Annotated in this window: 11 protein-coding genes; 3 read left to right on the top strand and 8 right to left on the bottom strand. The window is 72.1% G+C overall.

Annotated elements, in window-relative coordinates; translation table 11 throughout:
* Positions 1–113: 113 nt before the first annotated feature.
* Positions 114–3,077: a helix-turn-helix transcriptional regulator gene (locus BKI49_RS26735; protein ID WP_095936831.1), complete on the top strand. Its 2,964-nt coding sequence runs from the start codon at positions 114–116 to the stop codon at positions 3,075–3,077.
* 997 nt (positions 3,078–4,074) lie between these two features.
* On the opposite strand, the gene serA is transcribed toward BKI49_RS26735, so the two are convergent.
* From serA to BKI49_RS26705, 6 genes are all read right to left on the bottom strand, one after another.
* On the bottom strand, positions 4,075–5,664 hold the full coding sequence (gene serA, locus BKI49_RS26730; protein ID WP_095936830.1) for a phosphoglycerate dehydrogenase: 1,590 nt from the start codon (positions 5,662–5,664) through the stop codon (positions 4,075–4,077).
* 266 nt (positions 5,665–5,930) lie between these two features.
* Entirely contained in the window at positions 5,931–6,932 is a 1,002-nt protein-coding gene (gene ilvC / locus BKI49_RS26725; protein WP_095936829.1) for a ketol-acid reductoisomerase, read from the bottom strand.
* A 127-nt stretch (positions 6,933–7,059) separates the two neighbouring features.
* Positions 7,060–7,590, bottom strand: coding sequence for an acetolactate synthase small subunit (ilvN, locus tag BKI49_RS26720; protein ID WP_028805269.1), 531 nt, complete (start codon positions 7,588–7,590; stop codon positions 7,060–7,062).
* Between the two features lie 19 nt (positions 7,591–7,609).
* Positions 7,610–9,466, bottom strand: a complete 1,857-nt coding sequence (locus tag BKI49_RS26715) for an acetolactate synthase large subunit (protein WP_095936828.1) — start codon at positions 9,464–9,466, stop codon at positions 7,610–7,612.
* A gap of 227 nt (positions 9,467–9,693) precedes the next feature.
* A complete protein-coding gene (locus BKI49_RS26710) occupies positions 9,694–12,942 on the bottom strand; it encodes a putative bifunctional diguanylate cyclase/phosphodiesterase (RefSeq protein ID WP_095936827.1) in 3,249 nt (1,082 codons plus the stop codon).
* Positions 12,943–13,161: 219 nt separating this feature from the next.
* Entirely contained in the window at positions 13,162–14,103 is a 942-nt protein-coding gene (locus BKI49_RS26705) for a 2-hydroxyacid dehydrogenase (protein WP_095936826.1), read from the bottom strand.
* Positions 14,104–14,179: 76 nt separating this feature from the next.
* Here BKI49_RS26705 and BKI49_RS26700 point away from each other — a divergent pair, with 76 nt between their 5' ends.
* Together BKI49_RS26700 and BKI49_RS26695 are read left to right on the top strand one after the other, a co-directional pair.
* A complete protein-coding gene (locus tag BKI49_RS26700; protein ID WP_095936825.1) occupies positions 14,180–15,178 on the top strand; it encodes an aldo/keto reductase in 999 nt (332 codons plus the stop codon).
* A 100-nt stretch (positions 15,179–15,278) separates the two neighbouring features.
* Entirely contained in the window at positions 15,279–16,454 is a 1,176-nt protein-coding gene (locus BKI49_RS26695; RefSeq protein ID WP_095936824.1) for a PQQ-dependent sugar dehydrogenase, read from the top strand.
* Between the two features lie 143 nt (positions 16,455–16,597).
* On the opposite strand, the gene BKI49_RS36365 is transcribed toward BKI49_RS26695, so the two are convergent.
* The gene (locus tag BKI49_RS36365; RefSeq protein ID WP_257004971.1) at positions 16,598–16,984 is read right to left on the bottom strand and encodes a DUF6191 domain-containing protein; all 387 of its coding nucleotides are present in this window, start codon (positions 16,982–16,984) and stop codon (positions 16,598–16,600) included.
* Between the two features lie 47 nt (positions 16,985–17,031).
* The gene (locus BKI49_RS26685; protein WP_095936884.1) at positions 17,032–20,121 is read right to left on the bottom strand and encodes a helix-turn-helix transcriptional regulator; all 3,090 of its coding nucleotides are present in this window, start codon (positions 20,119–20,121) and stop codon (positions 17,032–17,034) included.
* Positions 20,122–20,193 lie beyond the last annotated feature (72 nt).

Raw genomic sequence — 20,193 nt, 5'->3', positions numbered from 1 at the left:
GGTCCCGGCGCACAGGCCGGAGCCGCCGCTCCCCCTCGCCGCCCCCTCGGGCCCGTCGGTCCGAGTACGTCGGTCGGAGCCGTCCTGTCCGAGCCGCGTGCCAGGATGTCCTCGTGGCACAGACTTTCGGTACGCCGTTCATCGGCCGCGCGGACGAACTCGCCCGGCTCACCGGCGTGCTGGAGCGGGCGAAGCAGGGCGACCCGCGCGCCGTGCTGGTGGCGGGCGACGCCGGCGTCGGCAAGACCCGCACCCTCGCGGAAGCCGCGGCCCACGCCGCCGCCATCGGCATGACGGTCCTCACCGGCCACTGCGTGGACCTCGGTGACGTAGGCCTGCCGTACCTGCCGTTCACGGAGATCCTCGGTGCCCTCGCCGCGGACGAACGCTTCGCCCCCGCCCTCGCGGCGCACCCTGCCGTGGGCCCGCTGCTCGGCGCCGGCCCCGGCACCGGCGCGGACCACGGCGGACGGCTCCAGCTCTTCGAGGGGCTGGCCGGACTCCTCGCCGCCGTCACCGACATCAGCCCGCTGCTGCTGGTCCTCGAAGACCTGCACTGGGCGGACCAGTCCTCCCGCGACCTCCTGCGCTTCCTGCTCAGCCGCGGCGTCCTGCAACGGCCGGCGGCCGGCGCCGCCGCGCACCGCCTCGCGGTCTTCGCCTCCTACCGGGCGGACGACCTGCACCGGCGCCACCCCCTGCGCCCCCTGCTCGCCGAACTGATACGACTGCCCGCCGTCGACCGCCTCGAACTGCGGCCCATGCCCGACGCCGAGGTGGCCCGCCTCGTCCGGGCCCTGCGCACGGACCCCGTGCCGGACACCACGGTCACCCGCATCGTCGAACGCGCCGAGGGCAACGCCTTCTACGCGGAGGAACTGCTCGCCGCGCTGCCGGGCGGCGTCGACCCCGCCTCCCCCGCCATGCCCAGCGGCCTCGCCGACGTCCTCCTCATCCGGATCGAGCAACTCTCCGAGACCGCCCAGCAGGTGCTGCGCACGGCCGCCGTCGCCGGCCGCCGCGTCGAGCACGACCTGCTGCGCGACGCCGTACAACTGCCGGAGGACGCGCTGGAGTCGGCGCTGCGCGAGGCCGTCGGCCGGCAGCTGCTCGTCCCCGACGAAGCTGCCGCGTACTCGTTCCGGCACGCTCTGACCCGCGAGGCCGTGTACGCCGACCTGCTGCCGGGCGAGCGGGTCCGGTTGCACGGAACCTTCGCCAGGCTCCTCGCGGAGAACGGCCGTTCGGCACGGAGCGCGGCGGAGCGGGCCCATCACTCGCGCGAGAGCCACGACCTCGCCGACGCGCTGACGGCCTCGCTCGAAGCCGCCGACCACGCCCAGCAGGTCGGCGCGCCCGCCGAAGAGCTGCGCCACGTGGAGATGGCCCTCGAACTGTGGCCCGCGGTGGACGCCGCGGCCCGCCCGGGGGACGGCGACCCGGTGACCCTCACCCTGCGCGCCTCCGCGGCGGCCGCGCGGGCCGGCGAGTCCCACCGGGCGGTCCACCTCACCCGCGCCGCGCTGGCCCGGGCGGGCTCGGACGCCGACTCGGAACTCGCGGCGCGCGTCCGCTACACCCTCGCGGGCAACCTGATGCGCATCGACAGCCTGAAGGCGGCCTTCACCTACAGCAGCGAAGCGCTCGCCATGATCCCCGAGGAGCCTCCGTCGTACACCTGGGTGTGGGCGGCGGCCACCCATGTCATGGCGGCACGGTACGTGGGCCGGGACGAGGACGCCGAGCGGGTCGCCCGGCAGGCGCTGCGTACCGCCGAACAGCTCCGGCTCGTCGACGCGCAGGCCGATCTGCTGGTCTCCCTGGTCGGCCTGGAGCCGGACAACCGGCGTACGCGGCGGGGCCGCGACCGGCTGCGGCAGGCCCGCGAACTGGCACGCGGCTCCGGCAACGTCCCGGTCGAGATGCGCGCGCTCTACAACCTCGCCATCGGCTGCTACGAATCGGGCGACCTCGACGAGTGCCTGAACTGGCTCGGCGAGGGCCTGGACCGTGCCCGCCGCTCCGGTCTCGTCTCCTCGCCGTACGCGCTGGAGCTGCGCTACCTCCAGTCCCTGGTGCTCTACACCCTGGGCCGCTGGGACGAGTGCGTCACCGCGGCGGCGGCCGATGCCGAACGGCTGCCCGCCGCGGCCGGGTTCGCGACCGGACCCGCCCTGTACGTGGCCGTGGCGCGCGGTGACGAGGACGCCGACGACCGCGCCCGTGCCCTGCTGACGGGACCGTTCGACTGGCTGGCCACCCTCATCGGCGGGATCGTGCTGACCGACGCCGCCGCCCTGCGCGGGGACGCCGACGCCGCCGTCGGGCGGATGCGCGACACGATCAGCGCGCTCACCGGGAACACGGCCACCGACCGGCCCGACGTCGGGGTCCGGCTGGCCGCCCTCGCCCTGTCCGCGGTCGCGGACACGGCCGTGGAGCTGCGGCTGACCGGGGACGAGGCGGGGGCGCGCCGGTGGACCGACACCGCGGCCGAGCTGGTGGAGACCGCGCGGGTCACCGCGGACCGGGGCGAGGACGGGTCGCGGCAGGGGCCGGAGGGGCTGGCCTGGCTGGCGCGGGCCGAAGCGGAGTGGCTGCGCGCGCACTCCGGGCCGGACGTGCCGGCCTGGGAGAAGGCCGTCACCGCGTTCGGTTACGGCGATCCGTACGAGCTGGCCCGTTGCCGGTGGCGGCTCGCCGAGGCGCTGCTCGCGGCGGACCGACGGGTGGAGGCCGCCGAGCAGGCGCGGGAGGCGCGTGGGACCGCGGTCCGGCTGGGGGCGGAGCCGCTGCGTGAGGCCGTGGATGCGCTTGTGCGGCGCGGGCGGCTGGGCGAGGCGCCGTCCGGCGCGGACCGCTCCCCCCTGCTGACCGCCCGGGAGAGCGATGTCCTGCTGTTGCTCTCCCGGGGGCGCACCAATCGTCAGATCGGGGAGGAGCTCTTCATCAGCGGCAAGACCGCGAGTGTGCACGTGTCCAACATCCTCGCGAAGCTGGGTGCCGCGAGTCGCACGGAGGCCGTCGTCATCGCCTACCGGGAGGGCCTGGTCACCCCCGGCCCGGACGGCCCCTGACCCCGGCCGGAACGGTCCCCCTGCCCCCGGCCGGAACGGTCCCCGGACCCCGGCCGGAACGGTCCCGGAACCCGGCCCCGACGCTCCGCAGGCCTCGATCGGACACCCGGCCCGGACACCCGGCGCGGACACCCCGGCCCGGACACCCCGGCCCGGATGCCTCGGCCCGGACACCCGGCGCGGATGCCCTCGGCTGTGGATGCCTCGGCCCCAGGTCGGCGCCGCCCCGGGTTTCTTCGCCCCCGCCGCCCCTACCCGTCCCCTGCCCTGGGGCTCCGCCCCAGACCCCGCTCCTCAAACGCCGGAGGGGCTATTTCTTGCTGCTGCACTCCCCCGCTTGCGCACCACAGCAACCACAAACACCGGACACGCCAATGCCCCCGGAGTGCGCAAGCCCCCAGCCCGTCCGGCATTTGAGGACAAGGCCGTCCAGGCCGATACGACAACGCCGGACGCGCCAGTGCCCCCGGGGTGCGGAAACTCCCAGCCCGTCCCGCGCCTGAGGACAAGGCCGCCCAGGCCGATACGACAACGCCGGACGCGCCAGTGCCCCCGGAGCGCGGAAACTCCCAGCCCGTCCCGCGCCTGAGGACAAGGCCGCCCAGGCCGATACGACAACGCCGGACGCGCCAGTGCCCCCGGAGCGCGGAAACTCCCAGCCCGTCCCGCGCCTGAGGACAAGGCCGCCCAGGCCGATACGACAACGCCGGACGCGCCAGTGCCCCCGGGGTGCGGAAACTCCCAGCCCGTCCGGCGATTGAGGACAAGGCCGTCCAGGCCGATACGACAACGCCGGACGCGCCGGTGCTCCCGGTGTGCGGAAACTCCCAGCCCGTCCGGCGATTGAGGACAAGGCCGTCCAGGCCGATACGACAACGCCGGACGCGCCGGTGCTCCCGGTGTGCGGAAGCTCCCAGCCCGTCCGGCGTTTGAGGACGAGGCCGTCCAGGCCGATGCGGGGGTCTGGGGGCGGCAGCCCCCAGGGGTGCGGGCGACCTCAGACGAGGTTGACCGAGCGAGCCGAAGCCGCTCCGATCTCCTCCGACAGCTCACCGAGCACCGTCGGCGAGACCGTGTCGTCCACGGTGAGGACGGCGACCGCCTCGCCGCCCACCGCGGCACGGGCGACCTGCATACCGCCGATGTTGATGCCGGCCTCACCGAGGATGCGGCCGACGGTGCCGACGACACCGGGACGGTCCTCGTAGCGCAGCACGACCATGTGGTCGGCGAGCGCGAGGTCCACGTCGTACTCGCCGACGGCGACGATCTTCTGGAGGTGCTTCGGCCCGGCCAGCGTGCCGGACACCGAGACCTCCTGGCCGTCGCCGAGCGTTCCGCGCACGGTGACGACATTGCGGTGGTCCGGGGACTCCGAGCTGGTGGTCAGCCGGACCTCGACGCCGCGCTCCTGGGCGAACAGCGGGGCGTTGACGTACGACACCGTCTCGTCGACAACGTCCTCGAACACGCCCTTGAGCGCGGAGAGTTCGAGCACCTTGACGTCGTGCTGGGTGATCTCGCCGTACACCTCGACGTCGAGACGGACCGCGACCTCGCCCGCGAGGGCGGTGAAGATGCGGCCGAGACGCTCGGCGAGCGGCAGGCCCGGCTTGACGTCCTCGGCGATGACACCGCCCTGGACGTTCACCGCGTCGGGGACGAGCTCGCCCGCGAGGGCCAGGCGCACCGAGCGGGCGACGGCGATGCCGGCCTTCTCCTGCGCCTCGTCGGTGGAGGCGCCGAGGTGCGGGGTGCAGACGACCTGGTCGAGCTCGAAGAGCGGGGAGTCCGTGCAGGGCTCCTTCGCGTACACGTCGAGGCCGGCGCCGGCGACGCGGCCCTCCTTGAGCGCCGAGTACAGCGCCTCCTCGTCGACGATCCCGCCGCGCGCGGCGTTGACGATGCGCACCGAGGGCTTGACCTTGTGCAGCGCCTCGTCGCCGATGAGGCCGAGGGTCTCGGGGGTCTTGGGGAGGTGGACGGTGATGAAGTCCGACACCTCCAGCAGCTCGTCCAGCGACAGCACCTTGACGCCCATCTGCGCGGCCCGGGCGGGCTGCACGTAGGGGTCGTAGGCGACGACCTTCATGCCGAAGGCGGACATGCGCTGCGCGACGAGCGCGCCGATGCGGCCGAGGCCGACGACACCGAGGGTCTTCTCGGCGAGCTCGACACCGGTGTACTTGCTGCGCTTCCACTCGCCGTTCTTCAGGGCCGAGTTGGCCTGCGGGATGTTGCGCGCGGTGGCGAGGAGGAGACCGCAGGCCAGTTCGGCGGCGGTGACGATGTTCGAGGTGGGGGCGTTGACGACCATCACGCCGGCCTTGGTGGCAGCGGAGACGTCGACGTTGTCCAGGCCGACGCCGGCTCGTGCGACGACCTTCAGCTTCTTCGCGGCCGCCACGGCCTCGGCGTCGACCTTGGTGGCCGAGCGGATCAGGATGGCGTCGACGTCGGCGACGGCGGGCAGCAGTTCGGCGCGGTCCGCGCCGTTGCAGTGCCGGATCTCGAAGTCCGGGCCCAGGGCGTCGACGGTCGCGGGCGACAGCTCTTCAGCGATGAGTACGACAGGTTTCGAGCTCACGTGAGTCCTCACAAGTCCAATGCGGACGGCCGTCCCGACGGCCGCAGGCGGTGGAGGTTGGCTAGCCGCGTGGAAGACGCACGACGCTGTGGGCCTGACGCGTATGTTGTGCAGCAGTGTAGTGGCGTCACGCCGTTCGTCTTACGCCGCTGCGGAAGGATCACCCGTCCGTGGCTGGACGGGATGGACAACGCCGTGTTCTCGGCGTTACCCGGGGTTCGACGAAGGGGCCGGAGCGTCACGCTCCGGCCCCCGCGTCGTTCGGCTCACGCCTCGTCGTCGTTCACCCACGACATGAGCTTGCGCAGCTCCTTGCCCGTGGTCTCCAGGAGGTGGTTCTCGTCCTGGGTCTTGTACTCGTTGTACTTCTTCAGACCGGAGTGGTACTCCTCCATCCAGTTCTTGGCGAACGTGCCGTCCTGGATCTCGGCGAGGACCTTCTTCATCTCGGCCTTGGTGGCGTCCGTGATGATGCGCGGGCCGGTGACGTAGTCGCCCCACTCGGCGGTCTCGGAGACGGACCAGCGCATCTTCTCCAGGCCGCCCTCGTACATCAGGTCGACGATGAGCTTCAGCTCGTGGAGGCACTCGAAGTAGGCGATCTCCGGCTGGTAGCCGGCCTCGGTCAGGGTCTCGAAGCCCGCCTTGACCAGCGCCGCCGTACCACCGCAGAGGACGGCCTGCTCACCGAACAGGTCGGTCTCGGTCTCCTCGGTGAAGGTCGTCTTGATGACGCCGGCACGGGTACCGCCGATGCCCTTGGCGTACGAGAGCGCGAGCGCGAAGGCGTTGCCGGTCGCGTCCTGCTCGACGGCCGCGATGCAGGGAACGCCGCGACCCTCCTCGTACTGGCGGCGCACCAGGTGGCCCGGGCCCTTGGGGGCGACCATGGCGACGTCGACGCCGGCCGGGGGCTTGATGAAGCCGAAGCGGATGTTCAGGCCGTGGCCGAAGAACAGCGCGTCGCCGTCCTTCAGGTTGCCCTGGATGGACTCCTCGTAGACCTGGGCCTGGATCGGGTCCGGCACCAGGATCATGATGACGTCGGCCTCGGCGGCGGCCTCCGACGGCGTCACCACGCGCAGGCCCTGCTCCTCGGCCTTCGCCTTGGACTTGGAGCCCTCGTGCAGACCGACGCGGACGTCGACACCCGAGTCACGCAGCGACAGCGCGTGGGCGTGGCCCTGGCTGCCGTAGCCGATGACCGCGACCTTGCGGCCCTGGATGATGGACAGGTCGGCGTCGTCGTCGTAGAACAGCTCGGCCACTGGGGTTCTCCTTGGTGTGCTCGTGTTGCGTCCCACCGTACGGCGGGCGGGGGAAAGGAAGTCTTCGGGTCTCGGCATGCGGGCGGACTGTGTGCGCTGTCCGCCCGCACCGAGACGGTTTCCGGGATTAGGCCGACCGGTCCAGAGCGCGCAGCGACCGGTCCGTGATCGAACGCGCCCCGCGTCCGATCGCGATCGTGCCGGACTGGACGAGCTCCTTGATGCCGAACGGCTCCAGCATCTTGAGCATGGCCTCCAGCTTGTCGCTGCCACCGGTCGCCTCGATGGTGACCGCCTCCGGGGAGACGTCCACGGTCTTGGCGCGGAACAACTGAACGATCTCGACGATCTGGGAGCGCGTCTCGTTGTCGGCGCGGACCTTCACCAGAACGAGTTCGCGCTGAACGGCCGAACCGGGTTCCAGCTCGACGATCTTCAGCACGTTGACGAGCTTGTTGAGCTGCTTGGTGACCTGTTCGAGCGGCAGTGCCTCGATCACGTTCACCACGATGGTGATGCGGGAGATGTCGGGGTGCTCCGTGACACCGACGGCCAGCGAGTCGATGTTGAAGCCGCGACGGGAGAACAGGGCCGCGATCCGGGCGAGGATGCCGGGCTTGTTCTCGACGAGGACGGAGAGGGTGTGCTTGCTGCTCATGATCTGACTCGGCTCTCTCTCAGTCGTCTTCGTTGTCGCCGAAGTCGGGGCGGACGTCCCGGGCTGCCATGATCTCGTCGTTCGAGGTGCCGGCGGCGACCATCGGCCACACCATCGCGTCCTCGTGGACGATGAAGTCGACGACGACCGGGCGGTCGTTGATCGAGTTCGCCTCTTCGATGACCTTGTCGAGATCGTCCGGGGACTCGCAGCGGATGGCGTGGCAGCCCATGGCCTCCGACAGCTTCACGAAGTCGGGGACGCGGGTGCCGGCGCTCGGCTGCTTGCCGTCCGCCTCCGGGCCGGAGTGCAGCACGGTGTTGGAGTAGCGCTGGTTGTAGAAGAGGGTCTGCCACTGGCGGACCATCCCGAGGGCGCCGTTGTTGATGATGGCGACCTTGATCGGGATGTTGTTCAGGGCGCAGGTGGTCAGTTCCTGATTGGTCATCTGGAAGCAGCCGTCGCCGTCGATCGCCCAGACCGCGCGGTCCGGCTGACCGGCCTTGGCGCCCATCGCGGCCGGGACCGCGTAGCCCATCGTCCCGGCGCCGCCCGAGTTCAGCCAGGTGGCGGGCTTCTCGTACTGGATGAAGTGCGCGGCCCACATCTGGTGCTGGCCGACGCCCGCGGCGAAGATCGTGCCCTCGGGCGCGAGCTGCCCGATGCGCTCGATGACCTGCTGCGGCGAGAGCGAGCCGTTGTCGGGCTGGTCGTAGCCGAGCGGGTACGTCTCGCGCCAGCGGTTCAGGTCGTTCCACCAGGCGGAGTAGTCGCCGGCGTGTCCCTCGCCGTGCTCCTTCTGCACGGCCTGGATCAGGTCGGCGATGACCTCGCGGGCGTCACCGACGATCGGCACGTCGGCGGCGCGGTTCTTGCCGATCTCGGCCGGGTCGATGTCGGCGTGGACGATCTTGGCGTACGGGGCGAAGCTGTCCAGCTTGCCGGTGACGCGGTCGTCGAAGCGGGCTCCGAGGGCGACGATCAGGTCGGCCTTCTGCAGCGCGGTGACGGCGGTGACCGCACCGTGCATGCCCGGCATTCCCACGTGCAGCGGGTGGCTGTCGGGGAATGCGCCGAGCGCCATCAGGGTGGTGGTGACGGGCGCTCCGGTGAGTTCTGCGAGGACCTTCAGCTCGGCGGTGGCGTTCGCCTTGAGGACGCCGCCGCCGACGTACAGGACGGGCCGCTTGGCCTGGGTGATCAGCTTGGCGGCCTCGCGGATCTGCTTGGCGTGCGGCTTGGTCACCGGGCGGTAGCCGGGCAGGTCCTGGACGGGCGGCCACTGGAAGGTGGTCTGCGCCTGGAGGGCGTCCTTGGCGATGTCGACGAGGACGGGGCCGGGGCGGCCGGTGGAGGCGATGTGGAAGGCCTCCGCGATCGTCCGCGGGATGTCCTCCGCCTTGGTCACCAGGAAGTTGTGCTTGGTGATCGGCATGGTGATGCCGACGATGTCCGCCTCCTGGAAGGCGTCCGTGCCGATCGCCTTGGAGGCGACCTGCCCGGTGATCGCCACGAGCGGCACCGAGTCCATGTGCGCGTCGGCGATCGGGGTGACCAGGTTGGTGGCACCGGGGCCCGAGGTCGCCATGCAGACACCGACCCTGCCGGTGGCCTGCGCGTAACCGGTGGCCGCGTGGCCGGCGCCCTGCTCGTGGCGGACGAGCACGTGCCGCACCCGCTTGGAGTCCATCAGCGGGTCGTACGCCGGAAGGATCGCACCGCCGGGAATGCCGAATACGGTCTCGGCCCCGACCTCCTCAAGCGAGCGGATGAGGGACTGCGCGCCCGTGACGTGCTCGGGGGCGGACTGCTGTCCTCCGGAACGGGGCCGCGGCTGCGGATGGTGGGCCCCGGTGGCCTGCTCGGTCATCGGCATTCTCTTCTCGATGCTGAGGGTTTTTGCGAGTTTTGTGCGGTGTACGACATGTGCCTGTGCAACAAAAAACCCCTCGTGCCGTGAGGCAAGCGAGGGGAGCGCGCCGGGTGCGGTCGCTGGGTGTCCCGGGTCCGTCCGGTGGCCACCTAGCTTCAGCCGACGCGCTTTCCAAGTACGAGAATTCGGGTGCGCATGGCATTGACCCTCCCCCCGGCACGCACCGACTGTCAAGTGGGTGGGACGGGAGTCTCATTATGTGAGCGGAGGGCCGTACCGCCCCCGAAAACTGCCGGCACACCACTCGTATACACCCCTGAGCCGCCGCCCGCGAACGCGGGCTCGACGGGGCCGTGGGGTACCGGATATTGGCCGGAAGACAGCGCTCTGCGCAGCCGGTACTCGTCGAGCGGCCCGGAGAACGCCATGCCCTGCCCATGGGTGCAGCCCATCGCGCGCAATGCGATGACCTGCTCCGGTAGGTCGACGCCGTCGGCCACGGACTGGAGCCCGAGGTCGGTGGCGATCCGCAGCAGCCCACTGGTGATCTTGTGCAGCCGGGCGGACTCGACCACTCCCTCGACCAGACTCCTGTCGAGCTTGAGCACGTCTACGGGGAGCCTCCTGAGCGCCGTGATGGCCGCGTAGCCGCTGCCGAAGCCGTCCAGCGCGATACGGACGCCGAGGCGCCTGAGCGCGTTCAGCCGGCGCTCCAGCTCGTCCAGGGAGACCCGGGGATCGGTGTCGGACAGCTCGATGATCAGGGCGCCGGAGGCGACCCCGTGCCGGATGAGCAGGGCCTCCACGGATCCGAGGGGGCCCGAGCGGTCCAGCAGCCGCCGCGCGTTCGTCCGGACGGTGACGGGCACCGTGACGCCCGCGGCGGTGCGCTGGGCGGCCTGTTCGACGGCTTCCTCGAGCACCCAGCGGCCGAGTTCGGCGGTCTTGTCGCTGTCCTCGGCGACGCGCAGGAACTCCGCGGGCGTGAAGAGCACACCCTGGGCGGAGCGCCAGCGCGCCTGCGCGGTGACCGACGTGATCCGGCCGCTCTCGAGCGACACCACGGGCTGGTGCAGCAGCGCGAACTCGCCGTCCTGCAGGGCCGACCTCAGCCGGGTCGCCAGCTCCGCCTTGCGTACGACGTCCTGCTGCATCTGCGGCGCGTACAGCTCGACCCGTCCCTTGCCCGCCGCCTTGGCGCGGTACATGGCCAGGTCCGCGTTGCGCTGGAGCTCTCCGGCGCCCAGGCCCGGTTCGGCGAAGGCGACGCCGATGGACGCGGCCACCCGGACATCGTTGCCGTCGATGGAGTAGGGCTGGGAGAGGGTGACCCGCAGCCGGTCGGCGAGCTCCATGATGTGGTGTTCGCGGGCGCTGCGGTCGCGGTTGCCGTCGCCGACGATCAGTGCCGCGAACTCGTCGCCGCCCAGGCGGGCGGCGGTGTCGCCCTGCCGTACCGAGTCCTGGAGTCTGCGGGCGGCCTGAACGAGGAGTTCGTCGCCGGCCTGGTGCCCGATGGTGTCGTTGACCGCCTTGAAGCCGTCGAGGTCGATGAAGAGGACGGCGGTGCCGCGGTCGGAGGAGCGGCGGCCGGAGAGCGCCTGCTGGACGCGCCGGGTGAACAGCGCGCGGTTGGGCAGGTCGGTGAGCGGGTCGTGCTCGGCGTTGTGCTGCAACTGCGCCTGGAGGCGGACCCGCTCGGTGACGTCGCGGCTGTTGAAGATGAGGCCCCCGTGGTGGCGGTTGACGGTGGACTCCACATTGAGCCAGCCGCCGTCGCCGGACCGGAAACGGCACTCGATCCGGGTGGTGGGTTCCTCGGTGTGGCTGGCCGCGAGAAAACGTCGCACTTCGTGAACTACGCAGCCGAGGTCTTCGGGGTGGATGAGCGCGGCGAGCTCGGAGCCGACGAGATCGTCGGCGTCGCGTCCGTAGACTCCGGCGGCGGCCGGGCTGACGTACCGCAGGACGCCGTTGGGCGCGGCGATCATGATGACGTCGCTGGAGCCCTGCACCAGGGAGCGGAAGTGGTTCTCCTTCTGCGCCAGCTCCTGGGTGAGGGTGATGTTGTCGAGCAGCATGATGCCCTGGCGCACCACGAGGGCCAGCACGACGAGGCCCGCGGTGATCAGGACCACGCGGTCCACGTTGTGGCCGTTGAGGACGTTGTAGAGGATGCCCAGGGTGCAGACGGCGGCGGCCAGGTAGGGCGTGAGGGCGGCCAGCGAGCCGGCGATCGGGCGGGAGGCCGGATACCGGCCGTGGCCTCCGTCCTGGGGGTTCACGTGCGCGTGTCCCCCTTGCTGTCCGTCGGGCTGTGACGGCTGTGGTCCGTCGTGACCCTGTGGTCCGTCGGCGCCCGGGCCCTGGAATCCGTGGGATGCGTGGTCCGCCCGCTGCCCGGCGCGGTCTCCCCGGCGCTGCCCCGGAATGTGCTCGTGGACCACGCGCGCGTGCCCGTCCGCGGGGTCGTCGGCGTCCGGCTGTCCGTGCCGGGTGCCGACCCAGGGCGCGTACGCGAGGAGCAGTGAGCCGGCGAACCAGCCTGCGTCGAGGAGCTGGCCCGAGTGATAGCTGTTGTGCAGGAGCGGCGAGGTGAACAGGGCGTCGCACATCACGGTCAGGGCGAGCGCCCCGATCGCCGTGTTCACCGCGGAGCGGTTCACCGACGAACGCCTGAAGTGCAGCGCGAGCACCATGCTGACCAGCGCGATGTCCAGCAGCGGGTACGCGAGGGACAGCGCGGTGTGGGCGACGCTCGGGCCGTCGAACTTCGCGGCCTGGGCGAGCGCGAGGCTCCATGACAGCGTGAGCAGCGAGCCTCCGATCAACCAGGCGTCCAGCGCGAGGCACACCCAACCCGCCTTGGTGACGGGCCTCTTGGCGAGCACGAGCAGTCCTACGATGGCGGGTGGCGCGAAGCACAGGAAGAACAGGTCGGCATAGCTCGGGCTGGGAACTGGACGGCCGAGGACCACCTCGTACCACCCCCAGACCAGGTTTCCGAGCGAGGCCATGGCGGAGGAGAGCGCGAACAGCAGCCACGCCGGTCGAAAACGGCTGTGCCGGCTACGGGCGTAGCGGAAGCAGGAGACGGCCGCGGTGCCCGCGGCGGCGCTCAGTCCGAAGTCGCCCATGATCAGCGCAAGTCCGGCGGAGCCCCAGCCGAGCGCGGAACCGACGGCGTATCCCGCGCACACGAGGGCCAGTGCGAGTTGTGAGTACAGACCCGTCCCACCGCCGAACACCGGCCGACGGGTCAGCAGTGCCCCTGGCGAGCTCACCGGGGCCACCCGGTCCGCACTCCGGAGTCCCGCTGGTCGCCGTGGGCCGGGTGCGCGTGCCTCCGACGGCCGCCGTGCCTGCGGTGGTGATGGCCACCATGACCGTGGCCGCCGTACCCGGCGTGGCCGCGTCTGCGCGTGGCCGCGCGCAAGGGCCGTCGTCGGCGGCTCCGCCGCGTCGGATCGTTGGTCCATAGGCCGTGCATCGCCCGTCGCCCCCCTCGCAGTCCGAATGTTCAACCCCGGCGCCGAACGGTGCGCGGCGCAGCCCCTGTCGGGACGATACACCAGTCTCGTCACTCAGGGACATAGTTCCTCTACGCTCCGTAACGACCAGCGCGGATGTCGGAACTGCCCGCGTTCGAGGAACTGCGGAGGGTGCTCGAAGCGGACGGTGCGCGAACGGGACGTGACCTAAGCGCCGGTGGTAAGGACCACGTTCCGCAGCGGCTCCCGGTTCACGAAACGGTTCAACTGGTCCGCCAGGAGCCGCTTGGCGCGCGGCATGAACGCCGAAGTGGGACCGCCGACATGGGGGCTGATGAGCACGCCGGGCGCGTGCCACAAGGGGTGTCCCTGCGGCAGCGGCTCGGGATCGGTGACGTCGAGGGCCGCGGTGAGCCGGCCGCTCTCCAGCTCGGCGAGCAGGGCCTTGGTGTCGACGACGGGGCCGCGCGCGACGTTCACGAGGAGCGCGCCGTCCTTCATCCGGGACAGGAACTCGGCGTCCACCAGGCCTCTCGTGTCCTTGGTGAGGGGCGTGGACAGCACCACGACGTCGGCCTCGGGCAGCAGGGAGGGAAGTTCCGTGAGTGGATGCACCAGACCGCGCGCCATGGTGCGCTCGGAGCGCGCGACGCGCGCCACCCGCGCCACCTCGAAGGGCGCGAGCCGGTCCTCGATGGCGGCCCCGATGGACCCGTAGCCCACGATCAGCACGGACTTGTCGGCGAGCGCGGGACGGAAGCCCGAGCGCCACTCGCCCTTGTCCTGGGCGCGCACGAAGTCGGGGATGCCGCGCAGTGAGGCGAGGATCAGGGCGAGGGTGAGCTCCGCCGTGCTCGCCTCGTGCACACCGCGCGCGTTGCACAGCTGTACTCCCGGACGCAGGTGCCCGAGGCTCGGCAGGACGTGGTCGACACCGGCGGAGAGCGTCTGCACGACCTGGACCGACGTCATCCCGGGCATCGGCCGCTGCGAGACGGCGGGCGGCTTCATGTAGGGGACGACGTAGAACGCGCACACGGCCGGGTCGGCGGGGAAGTCCTGGCCACCGTCCCAGAAGCGATAGTTCAGGCCATCGGGGAGGCCTTCGATCTCGTCGGCGCGAATCGGGAGCCACACATCGGGAGTCATGGTCAGGAGGCTATGCCAGGCACCCGGAGGTGCAGAGGTTAGGTTGGGGTGCCAGCAAGGGGAGGATTACGGCCAGGTGGAGCGCAGGACGATCGGGGCGGCGGCGCTCGAGGTGGGCGCGGTCGGGCTCGGGTGCATGCCGATGAGCTGGGCGTACACCGCTTCGCGGCAGCGCGGCGAGGAGTCGCTGCGCGCGGTGCACACGGCGCTCGACCAGGGCTCTACGCTGCTCGACACGGCCGACATGTACGGCCCCTTCACCAATGAGCTACTGGTGGGACGGGTCCTGAAGGAGCGGCGCTCCGACGCCTTCGTGTCGACCAAGGTCGGTCTGCTGGTCGGCGAGCAGCACATCGTGGCCAACGGCCGCCCCGGCTACGTGAGACGGGCGTGCGACGCGTCGCTGCGCCGGCTCCAGACGGACGTGATCGACCTCTATCAGCTGCATCGCGCGGACCCGGAGGTCCCGGTCGAGGAGACCTGGGGCGCGATGGCCGACCTGGTCACCGCTGGCAAGGTCCGCTCGCTCGGCCTGTGTGCGGTGGGCGCCCGGTCCGGCCGCCGCTCGGGGGCGCGGCTGCACGACGGGACGATCCGGCAGCTGGAGCGGGTGCAGCAGGTCTTCCCGGTCAGCGCGGTCGAGGCCGAGCTGTCGGTGTGGTCGACGGAGGCGCTGGACGCGCTGCTGCCGTGGTGCGCGGCGCGCGGGGTCGGCTTCCTGTCGGCGATGCCGCTCGGCAACGGTTTCCTGACCGGCACGCTGACCCCGGGCGAGGGTTTCGAGCCCGACGACGTGCGCGCCCGCCACCCCCGGTTCACCGCGGAGATGATGGCGGCGAACCAGCCGATCGTGGCGGGGCTGCGGCGGATCGCCCGGCGGCACGGGGACGAGGTGACGCCCGCGCAGGTGGCGCTCGCGTGGGTGCTGGCTCAGGGGCCGCAGGTGGTTCCGGTGCCGGGGACCAAGCAGGAGCGCTGGGTCACCGAGAACGCGCGGGCGGCCGGACTGCGGCTGACGGCGGCGGACCTCGCCGAGGTGGCGGCGCTGCCGGGGGCGCGGGGATCCTGGGACTGAGCCCGCCCGTTGCGGGGCCGTCCGCCTCGGGCTTCGGTGATCGGGAACCTGCGCGGCACCGGCGGTGTATGAACAGTAGGACCGCCGCGTCGAAGGGACCTTGATCGTGCAACGACGAGTGGTGACGGCCGTGTTGGCCGCGGCAGCGCTTCTGGTGACGGCCGGCTGTTCCTCCGGGGACGGGGGCGCGCCGGACGACGGGAAGAGCGCGTTCCCGGGCCTCGGGAGTTCGACGCCTGCGCCGGAGTCCCCCGGGAGTCCCACCGAAAAGGCACCCCCGGCGAAGGGTTCGGTGAAGGTGGTGCGGACGGTCGCCGAGGGCCTGAAGACGCCCTGGGGGCTGGCGCCGCTGCCGGAGGGCGGGCTCCTGGTGTCGTCGCGGGACGAGGGGACGATCGTCCGGGTGGACGAGAGGACCGGCCGGAAGACGGAGCTCGGCGAGGTCCCGGGGGTCGCGCCCGCGGGCGAGGGCGGCCTCCTGGGCATCGCGCTCTCCCCGGACTACGCCTCGGACCACATGGTCTACGCGTACTTCACCACCGCCTCGGACAACCGCATCGTCCGCATGCTGTACGACGCGAAGAAGCCGCCGGGTGAGCAGCTCGGCGCCCCGGACACCGTCTTCAAGGGCATCCCCAAGGGTGTGATCCACAACGGCGGCCGGATCGCGTTCGGCCCGGACAAGATGCTGTACGCGGGCGCGGGCGAGACCGGTGACCGGGGGCAGGCCCAGGACAAGAAGGCGCTGGGCGGCAAGATCCTGCGGATGACCCCGGACGGCGATCCCGCGCCGGGCAATCCCTTCGGCGACTCCGTCGTCTACTCGTACGGCCACCGCAATGTGCAGGGGCTGGCCTGGGACGACAAACAGCGGCTGTGGGCCTCCGAGTTCGGCCAGGACACCTGGGACGAGCTGAACCAGATCAAGCCCGGCGACAATTACGGCTGGCCGGTCGTCGAGGGCCGCGGCGGCGACGCCAAGTACCACGATCCGGTCGCCCAGTGGCACACCGACGACGCCTCCCCCAGCGGCATCGCCTACGCCGAGGGTTCCATCTGGATGGCGGGTCTCAAGGGCGAGAGGCTCTGGCGCATCCCGCTGAGCGGCACGAAGGCGTCGGCGGCCCCCGAGTCCTTCCTCAAGGGCGAGTACGGCCGCCTGCGGACCGTCGTCTCCGCCGGTGGCGACAAGCTCTGGCTGACGACGAGCGAGACGGACGGCCGCGGCAGCCCCGCGAAGGGGGACGACAAGATCTTGGAGCTGAAGGTGAGCTAGGGACAGCGCCCGGGGGGCCGATTCCCGACTCCTGACCGGGTCGTGGTCCCCGTCGGGGCCTGAGTCCGGGCCGGGTCGTGGTCCCCGTCGGGGCCTGAGTCCTGGCCGGGGTCGGGGTGCCGGCCGGGTTCGTGGTCGGCGCCCTATTCGGGCTCGGAGTCCTGCGCGGGCTCGGAGTCCTGCGCGACCTCGGGCTCGGAGTCCTGCGCGGGCTCGGATCCCTGTCCGGACTCTGGCTGTGCGTCCTGCGCGGACTCGGCCTCGGGGTCATGCCCGGACTCAGGACCCTGCCCGGCCCCAGGCCCCTGCCCGGACGCCGGCTCGGATGCGCCGTCCGGCTCGTCGTCGGCGTTCTGTTCCTGCTCGGGCCCCTGCTCGTGTTTCGGCAGTCGTACGACGACCTTGCCCGAGGACAGGTCTATGGGGCCGCGGCCCGGGTCGCCGTCCGTCAGGTCGACCCGGCTCAGCTCCAGTCGCTTGCGTTCGTCATTGGTGTGCTTGCGGCCTGGTGCGAAGAGCTCCTCGAACATGTTGAACACAGCGCCTCCCTCGGCCCGGATCCTTCACAGCGTAGATCTCAGCCCGTCGCCCTGGCGGCAGGGGCCTCCGGAGGAAAGAGCCGCAGCCGGTGTGCGAGCGCCGCGGCCTCCCCCCGTCCTGAGACGTCCAGCTTGGCCAGAATGTTCGAGACGTGGACGCTGGCCGTCTTCGGGGAGATGAACAGCTCCTCGGCGATCTGCCGGTTGCTGCGGCCGGCGGCCACGAGGCGCAGCACGTCGCGCTCGCGGCTGGTGAGGCCGAGCGCCAGCGCCGGGTCCTTGGGGGCGGGAGCGCCCGGTCCGGGGGCGGCGGTCAGGTTCAGCCGGGCTCGCTGGGCGAGCAGGGCGACGGCGTCGGCGAGCGGACGCGCGCCGAGGTGCTCGGCCGCCGCCCCGGCCAGCCGCAGCAGTTCGGTGGCGCGGGCGCGGTCGTCCTCCTCGGCGCCCGAGACCAGCAGGGCCTCGGCGAGGCGGTACCGGACCCGGGCGAGGTCGTAGGGGCGCTCCAGGAGTTCGAAGGCGGTGACGACCTCGGACCAGTCGTCCGGGGCGATGATCCCTTCGGCGCGCCGGAGCTCGGCACGCACCCAGGCCTCGTGGGCGAGCCACACGGGTGCGCCCGTGGCCAGCCGCTTCGCCATGGTGCGGACGCGTTCCACGGTGTCGGTGCGGCCCCCTTCGGCGTGCGGCAGTCCCCGCGCGTCCGCCTCCGCGGTGGCGGCGGCGAGCAGCAGCGGCCAGGCGTATCGCTGGGTGCCGGGCGGGAAGCCGCAGTCCACGGCCTGTTCCAGGACGGCGCGGGCGTCGAGGAGACGGCCCTCCGCCGCGGCGACGCCGAGGGTGGTGCGCAGCAGTGGCAGGGCGTGCTGCGGCTGGATGTCGTGGGTTCCGAAGTGGTCGCCGGCGGCGGCCAGCTGGCGTCCGGCCTCGGCGAGGTCCCCGCGGGCGAGGGCGAGGGGGGCGAGCCGGGAGGCGCCGACGCCGGACGGCTTGCCGCTGAGCCCGATGCCCAGTGCGTTCCGGGCCGCTTCGGTGGCCTCGTCCCAGTGGCCGAGGGAGCCGAGCGACTCGGAGAGGTTCCCCCAGATCCAGGCCTCGGTGTCCAGCAGCCCGTGCTTCCGCGCGAGTTCGGCGCCCTCGCGCAGGATCCGGACGGCTTCCCGGGAGCGGCCGACCGACTCCAGGTGGGAGGGCAGGTTGATGTGCACGCGGCCCATCACGAGGAAGACGTCCTGCCGGACCACCTGCTCCCTGACCTCGTACAGCTCTTCGAGCCCCGCCTCGACGTCGCCCGAGTCGACCATGAGTCCGCCGAGGGTGAGCCGCGCGTTCAGCTCGATGTCGCGGGCGCCCACCATGCGCGCGTACTCCACGGCGCGCTCGGCGGCGGACACGGCGCCGGGGCCCGGCTCGTGCAGCATGCACCAGGCGGCGACGTTCGACAGGACGTCGGCGTGCACCTCGGACGGCGGGAGGCCGCGGACCAGGTCCTGGGCGGTGGCGAGTTCCGTCCAGCCGTCGCCGCGGGCCTGTGCCTGGATGAGGCGGGAGCGCTGGATCCAGAACCAGGCGGCGCGCAGGGGGTCTCCCTTGACCGCGCCCGCCGGGGAGTTCGGGGGCGGCGCGGCCTCGTCCTCCAGGAGGTGCAGCGCCCGCTTGGTGATCTTCAGGGCGCGCTCGCGCTCCCCGCAGAGCCGGCCCGCGACGGCGGCCTCGGCCATCAGGTCGAGGTAGCGCAGGGGTGTGGTGGCCGGGTCGCAGCCGCAGGGCGGGTAGACCTCCACGTAGTCGACGGGCCGCAGTTCGGCGCGGACGGTCTCCGGGGTGACCTCCCACAGCTCCATCGCCCGCTCCAGGAGCCGCAGTTGTTCGGAGGGGGCGTGGCGGCGGCGGGCCTGGACGGAGGCGTCGAGGACGGCGGGGAGGGCCTTGGCCGCGTCGTGGGCGTGGTACCAGTAGCTGGCCAGGCGGGTGACGCGCTCGTCGGCCGGTACGAGCGCCGGGTCGGCCTCCAGGGCCTCGGCGTACCGGCGGTTGAAGCGGGACCGCTCGCCGGGCAGCAGGTCGTCGCTGACGGCCTCGCGGACCAGGGAGTGGCGGAAGCGATAGCCGTCGCCGCCGGGTGAGGCGAGCAGGATGTTGGCGCCCACGCAGGCGCGCAGCGCCTCGATGAGGTCGTCCTCGGCGAGCCGTGCCACGGCGGCGAGCAGCGGGTACTCGACGGTGGAGCCGCCCTCGGCGACGATCCGGGTGACCCGCTGGGCGCTTTCGGGCAGGCCCTCGACCCGCACGAGGAGCAGGTCGCGCAGGGAGTCCGTGAGCCCGGTGGGACAGCCCTCGTGCGCGGCGACGGCGAGTTCCTCGACGAAGAAGGCGTTGCCGTCGGAGCGGCCGAAGATGTCGTCGACCTGGGCCGGATCGGGTTCGTGGGCGAGGATCCCGGCGATCTGGCGGCCGACCTCGGCGCGGCTGAGGCGGCTCAGTTCGATGCGGCGGACGGTGCGCAGCCGGTCCAGTTCGGCGAGGAGGGGGCGCAGCGGGTGGCGGCGGTGGATGTCGTCGGCGCGATAGCTGGCGACGACGACGAGACGGCCGCTGCGCAGCGTGCGGAAGAGGTAGGCGAGGAGATGGCGGGTGGAGGCGTCGGCCCAGTGCAGGTCTTCGAGGGCGACGACGACGGTGCGGTCGGCCGCGACGCGCTCCAGGAGACGGGCGGTGAGTTCGAACAGGCGGGCCATGCCCTCCTCTTCGTACCGGCGGCCGGAGGTCTCGCCGAGCTCCGGCAGGAGCCGGGCCAGTTCCTCCTCCTGTCCGGCCGCCGCGGCCGCGAGCTCGTCGGGGAGTTGCCGGCGCAGGGCGCGCAGGGCGGTGGAGAACGGCGCGAAGGGGAGACCGTCGGCACCGATCTCCACGCAGCCGCCGCAGGCGAAGACGACGCCTGCGCGCGCGGCCGCCGCGGCGAACTCCTCCAGCAGGCGGGTCTTCCCGACGCCCGCCTCGCCGCCGAGCAGCAGCGCCTGCGGCTCACCCGCGGCGGCGCGGGCGAGCGCCTCGTTCAACTCCCCCATCTCGTCGGCGCGTCCGACGAACACCGGGCTGACGGACCTGGTCTCCACAGGCCCGAGCATCGCACAGGGGTCCGACAGTGCGGCACCGGATATCGCGACGACGTCCGCGGTGCCGGCGCCCGTGGCGGGGGC

The organism is Streptomyces sp. Tue6028, from assembly GCF_002300165.1.
Taxonomy (GTDB): domain Bacteria; phylum Actinomycetota; class Actinomycetes; order Streptomycetales; family Streptomycetaceae; genus Streptomyces; species Streptomyces siamensis.
This window is presented reverse-complemented; position numbering and strand designations above follow the sequence as displayed.

Excerpts from the sequence above, each read along its gene's own strand:
- ilvN (WP_028805269.1), bottom strand. The coding sequence starts at position 7,590 with ATGAGCAGCAAGCACACCCTCTCCGTCCTCGTCGAGAACAAGCCCGGC.
- BKI49_RS26715 (WP_095936828.1), bottom strand. The coding sequence starts at position 9,466 with ATGCCGATGACCGAGCAGGCCACCGGGGCCCACCATCCGCAGCCGCGG.
- BKI49_RS26710 (WP_095936827.1), bottom strand. The coding sequence starts at position 12,942 with ATGGACCAACGATCCGACGCGGCGGAGCCGCCGACGACGGCCCTTGCG.
- BKI49_RS26705 (WP_095936826.1), bottom strand. The coding sequence starts at position 14,103 with ATGACTCCCGATGTGTGGCTCCCGATTCGCGCCGACGAGATCGAAGGC.
- BKI49_RS36365 (WP_257004971.1), bottom strand. The coding sequence starts at position 16,984 with ATGTTCGAGGAGCTCTTCGCACCAGGCCGCAAGCACACCAATGACGAA.
- BKI49_RS26685 (WP_095936884.1), bottom strand. The coding sequence starts at position 20,121 with ATGCTCGGGCCTGTGGAGACCAGGTCCGTCAGCCCGGTGTTCGTCGGA.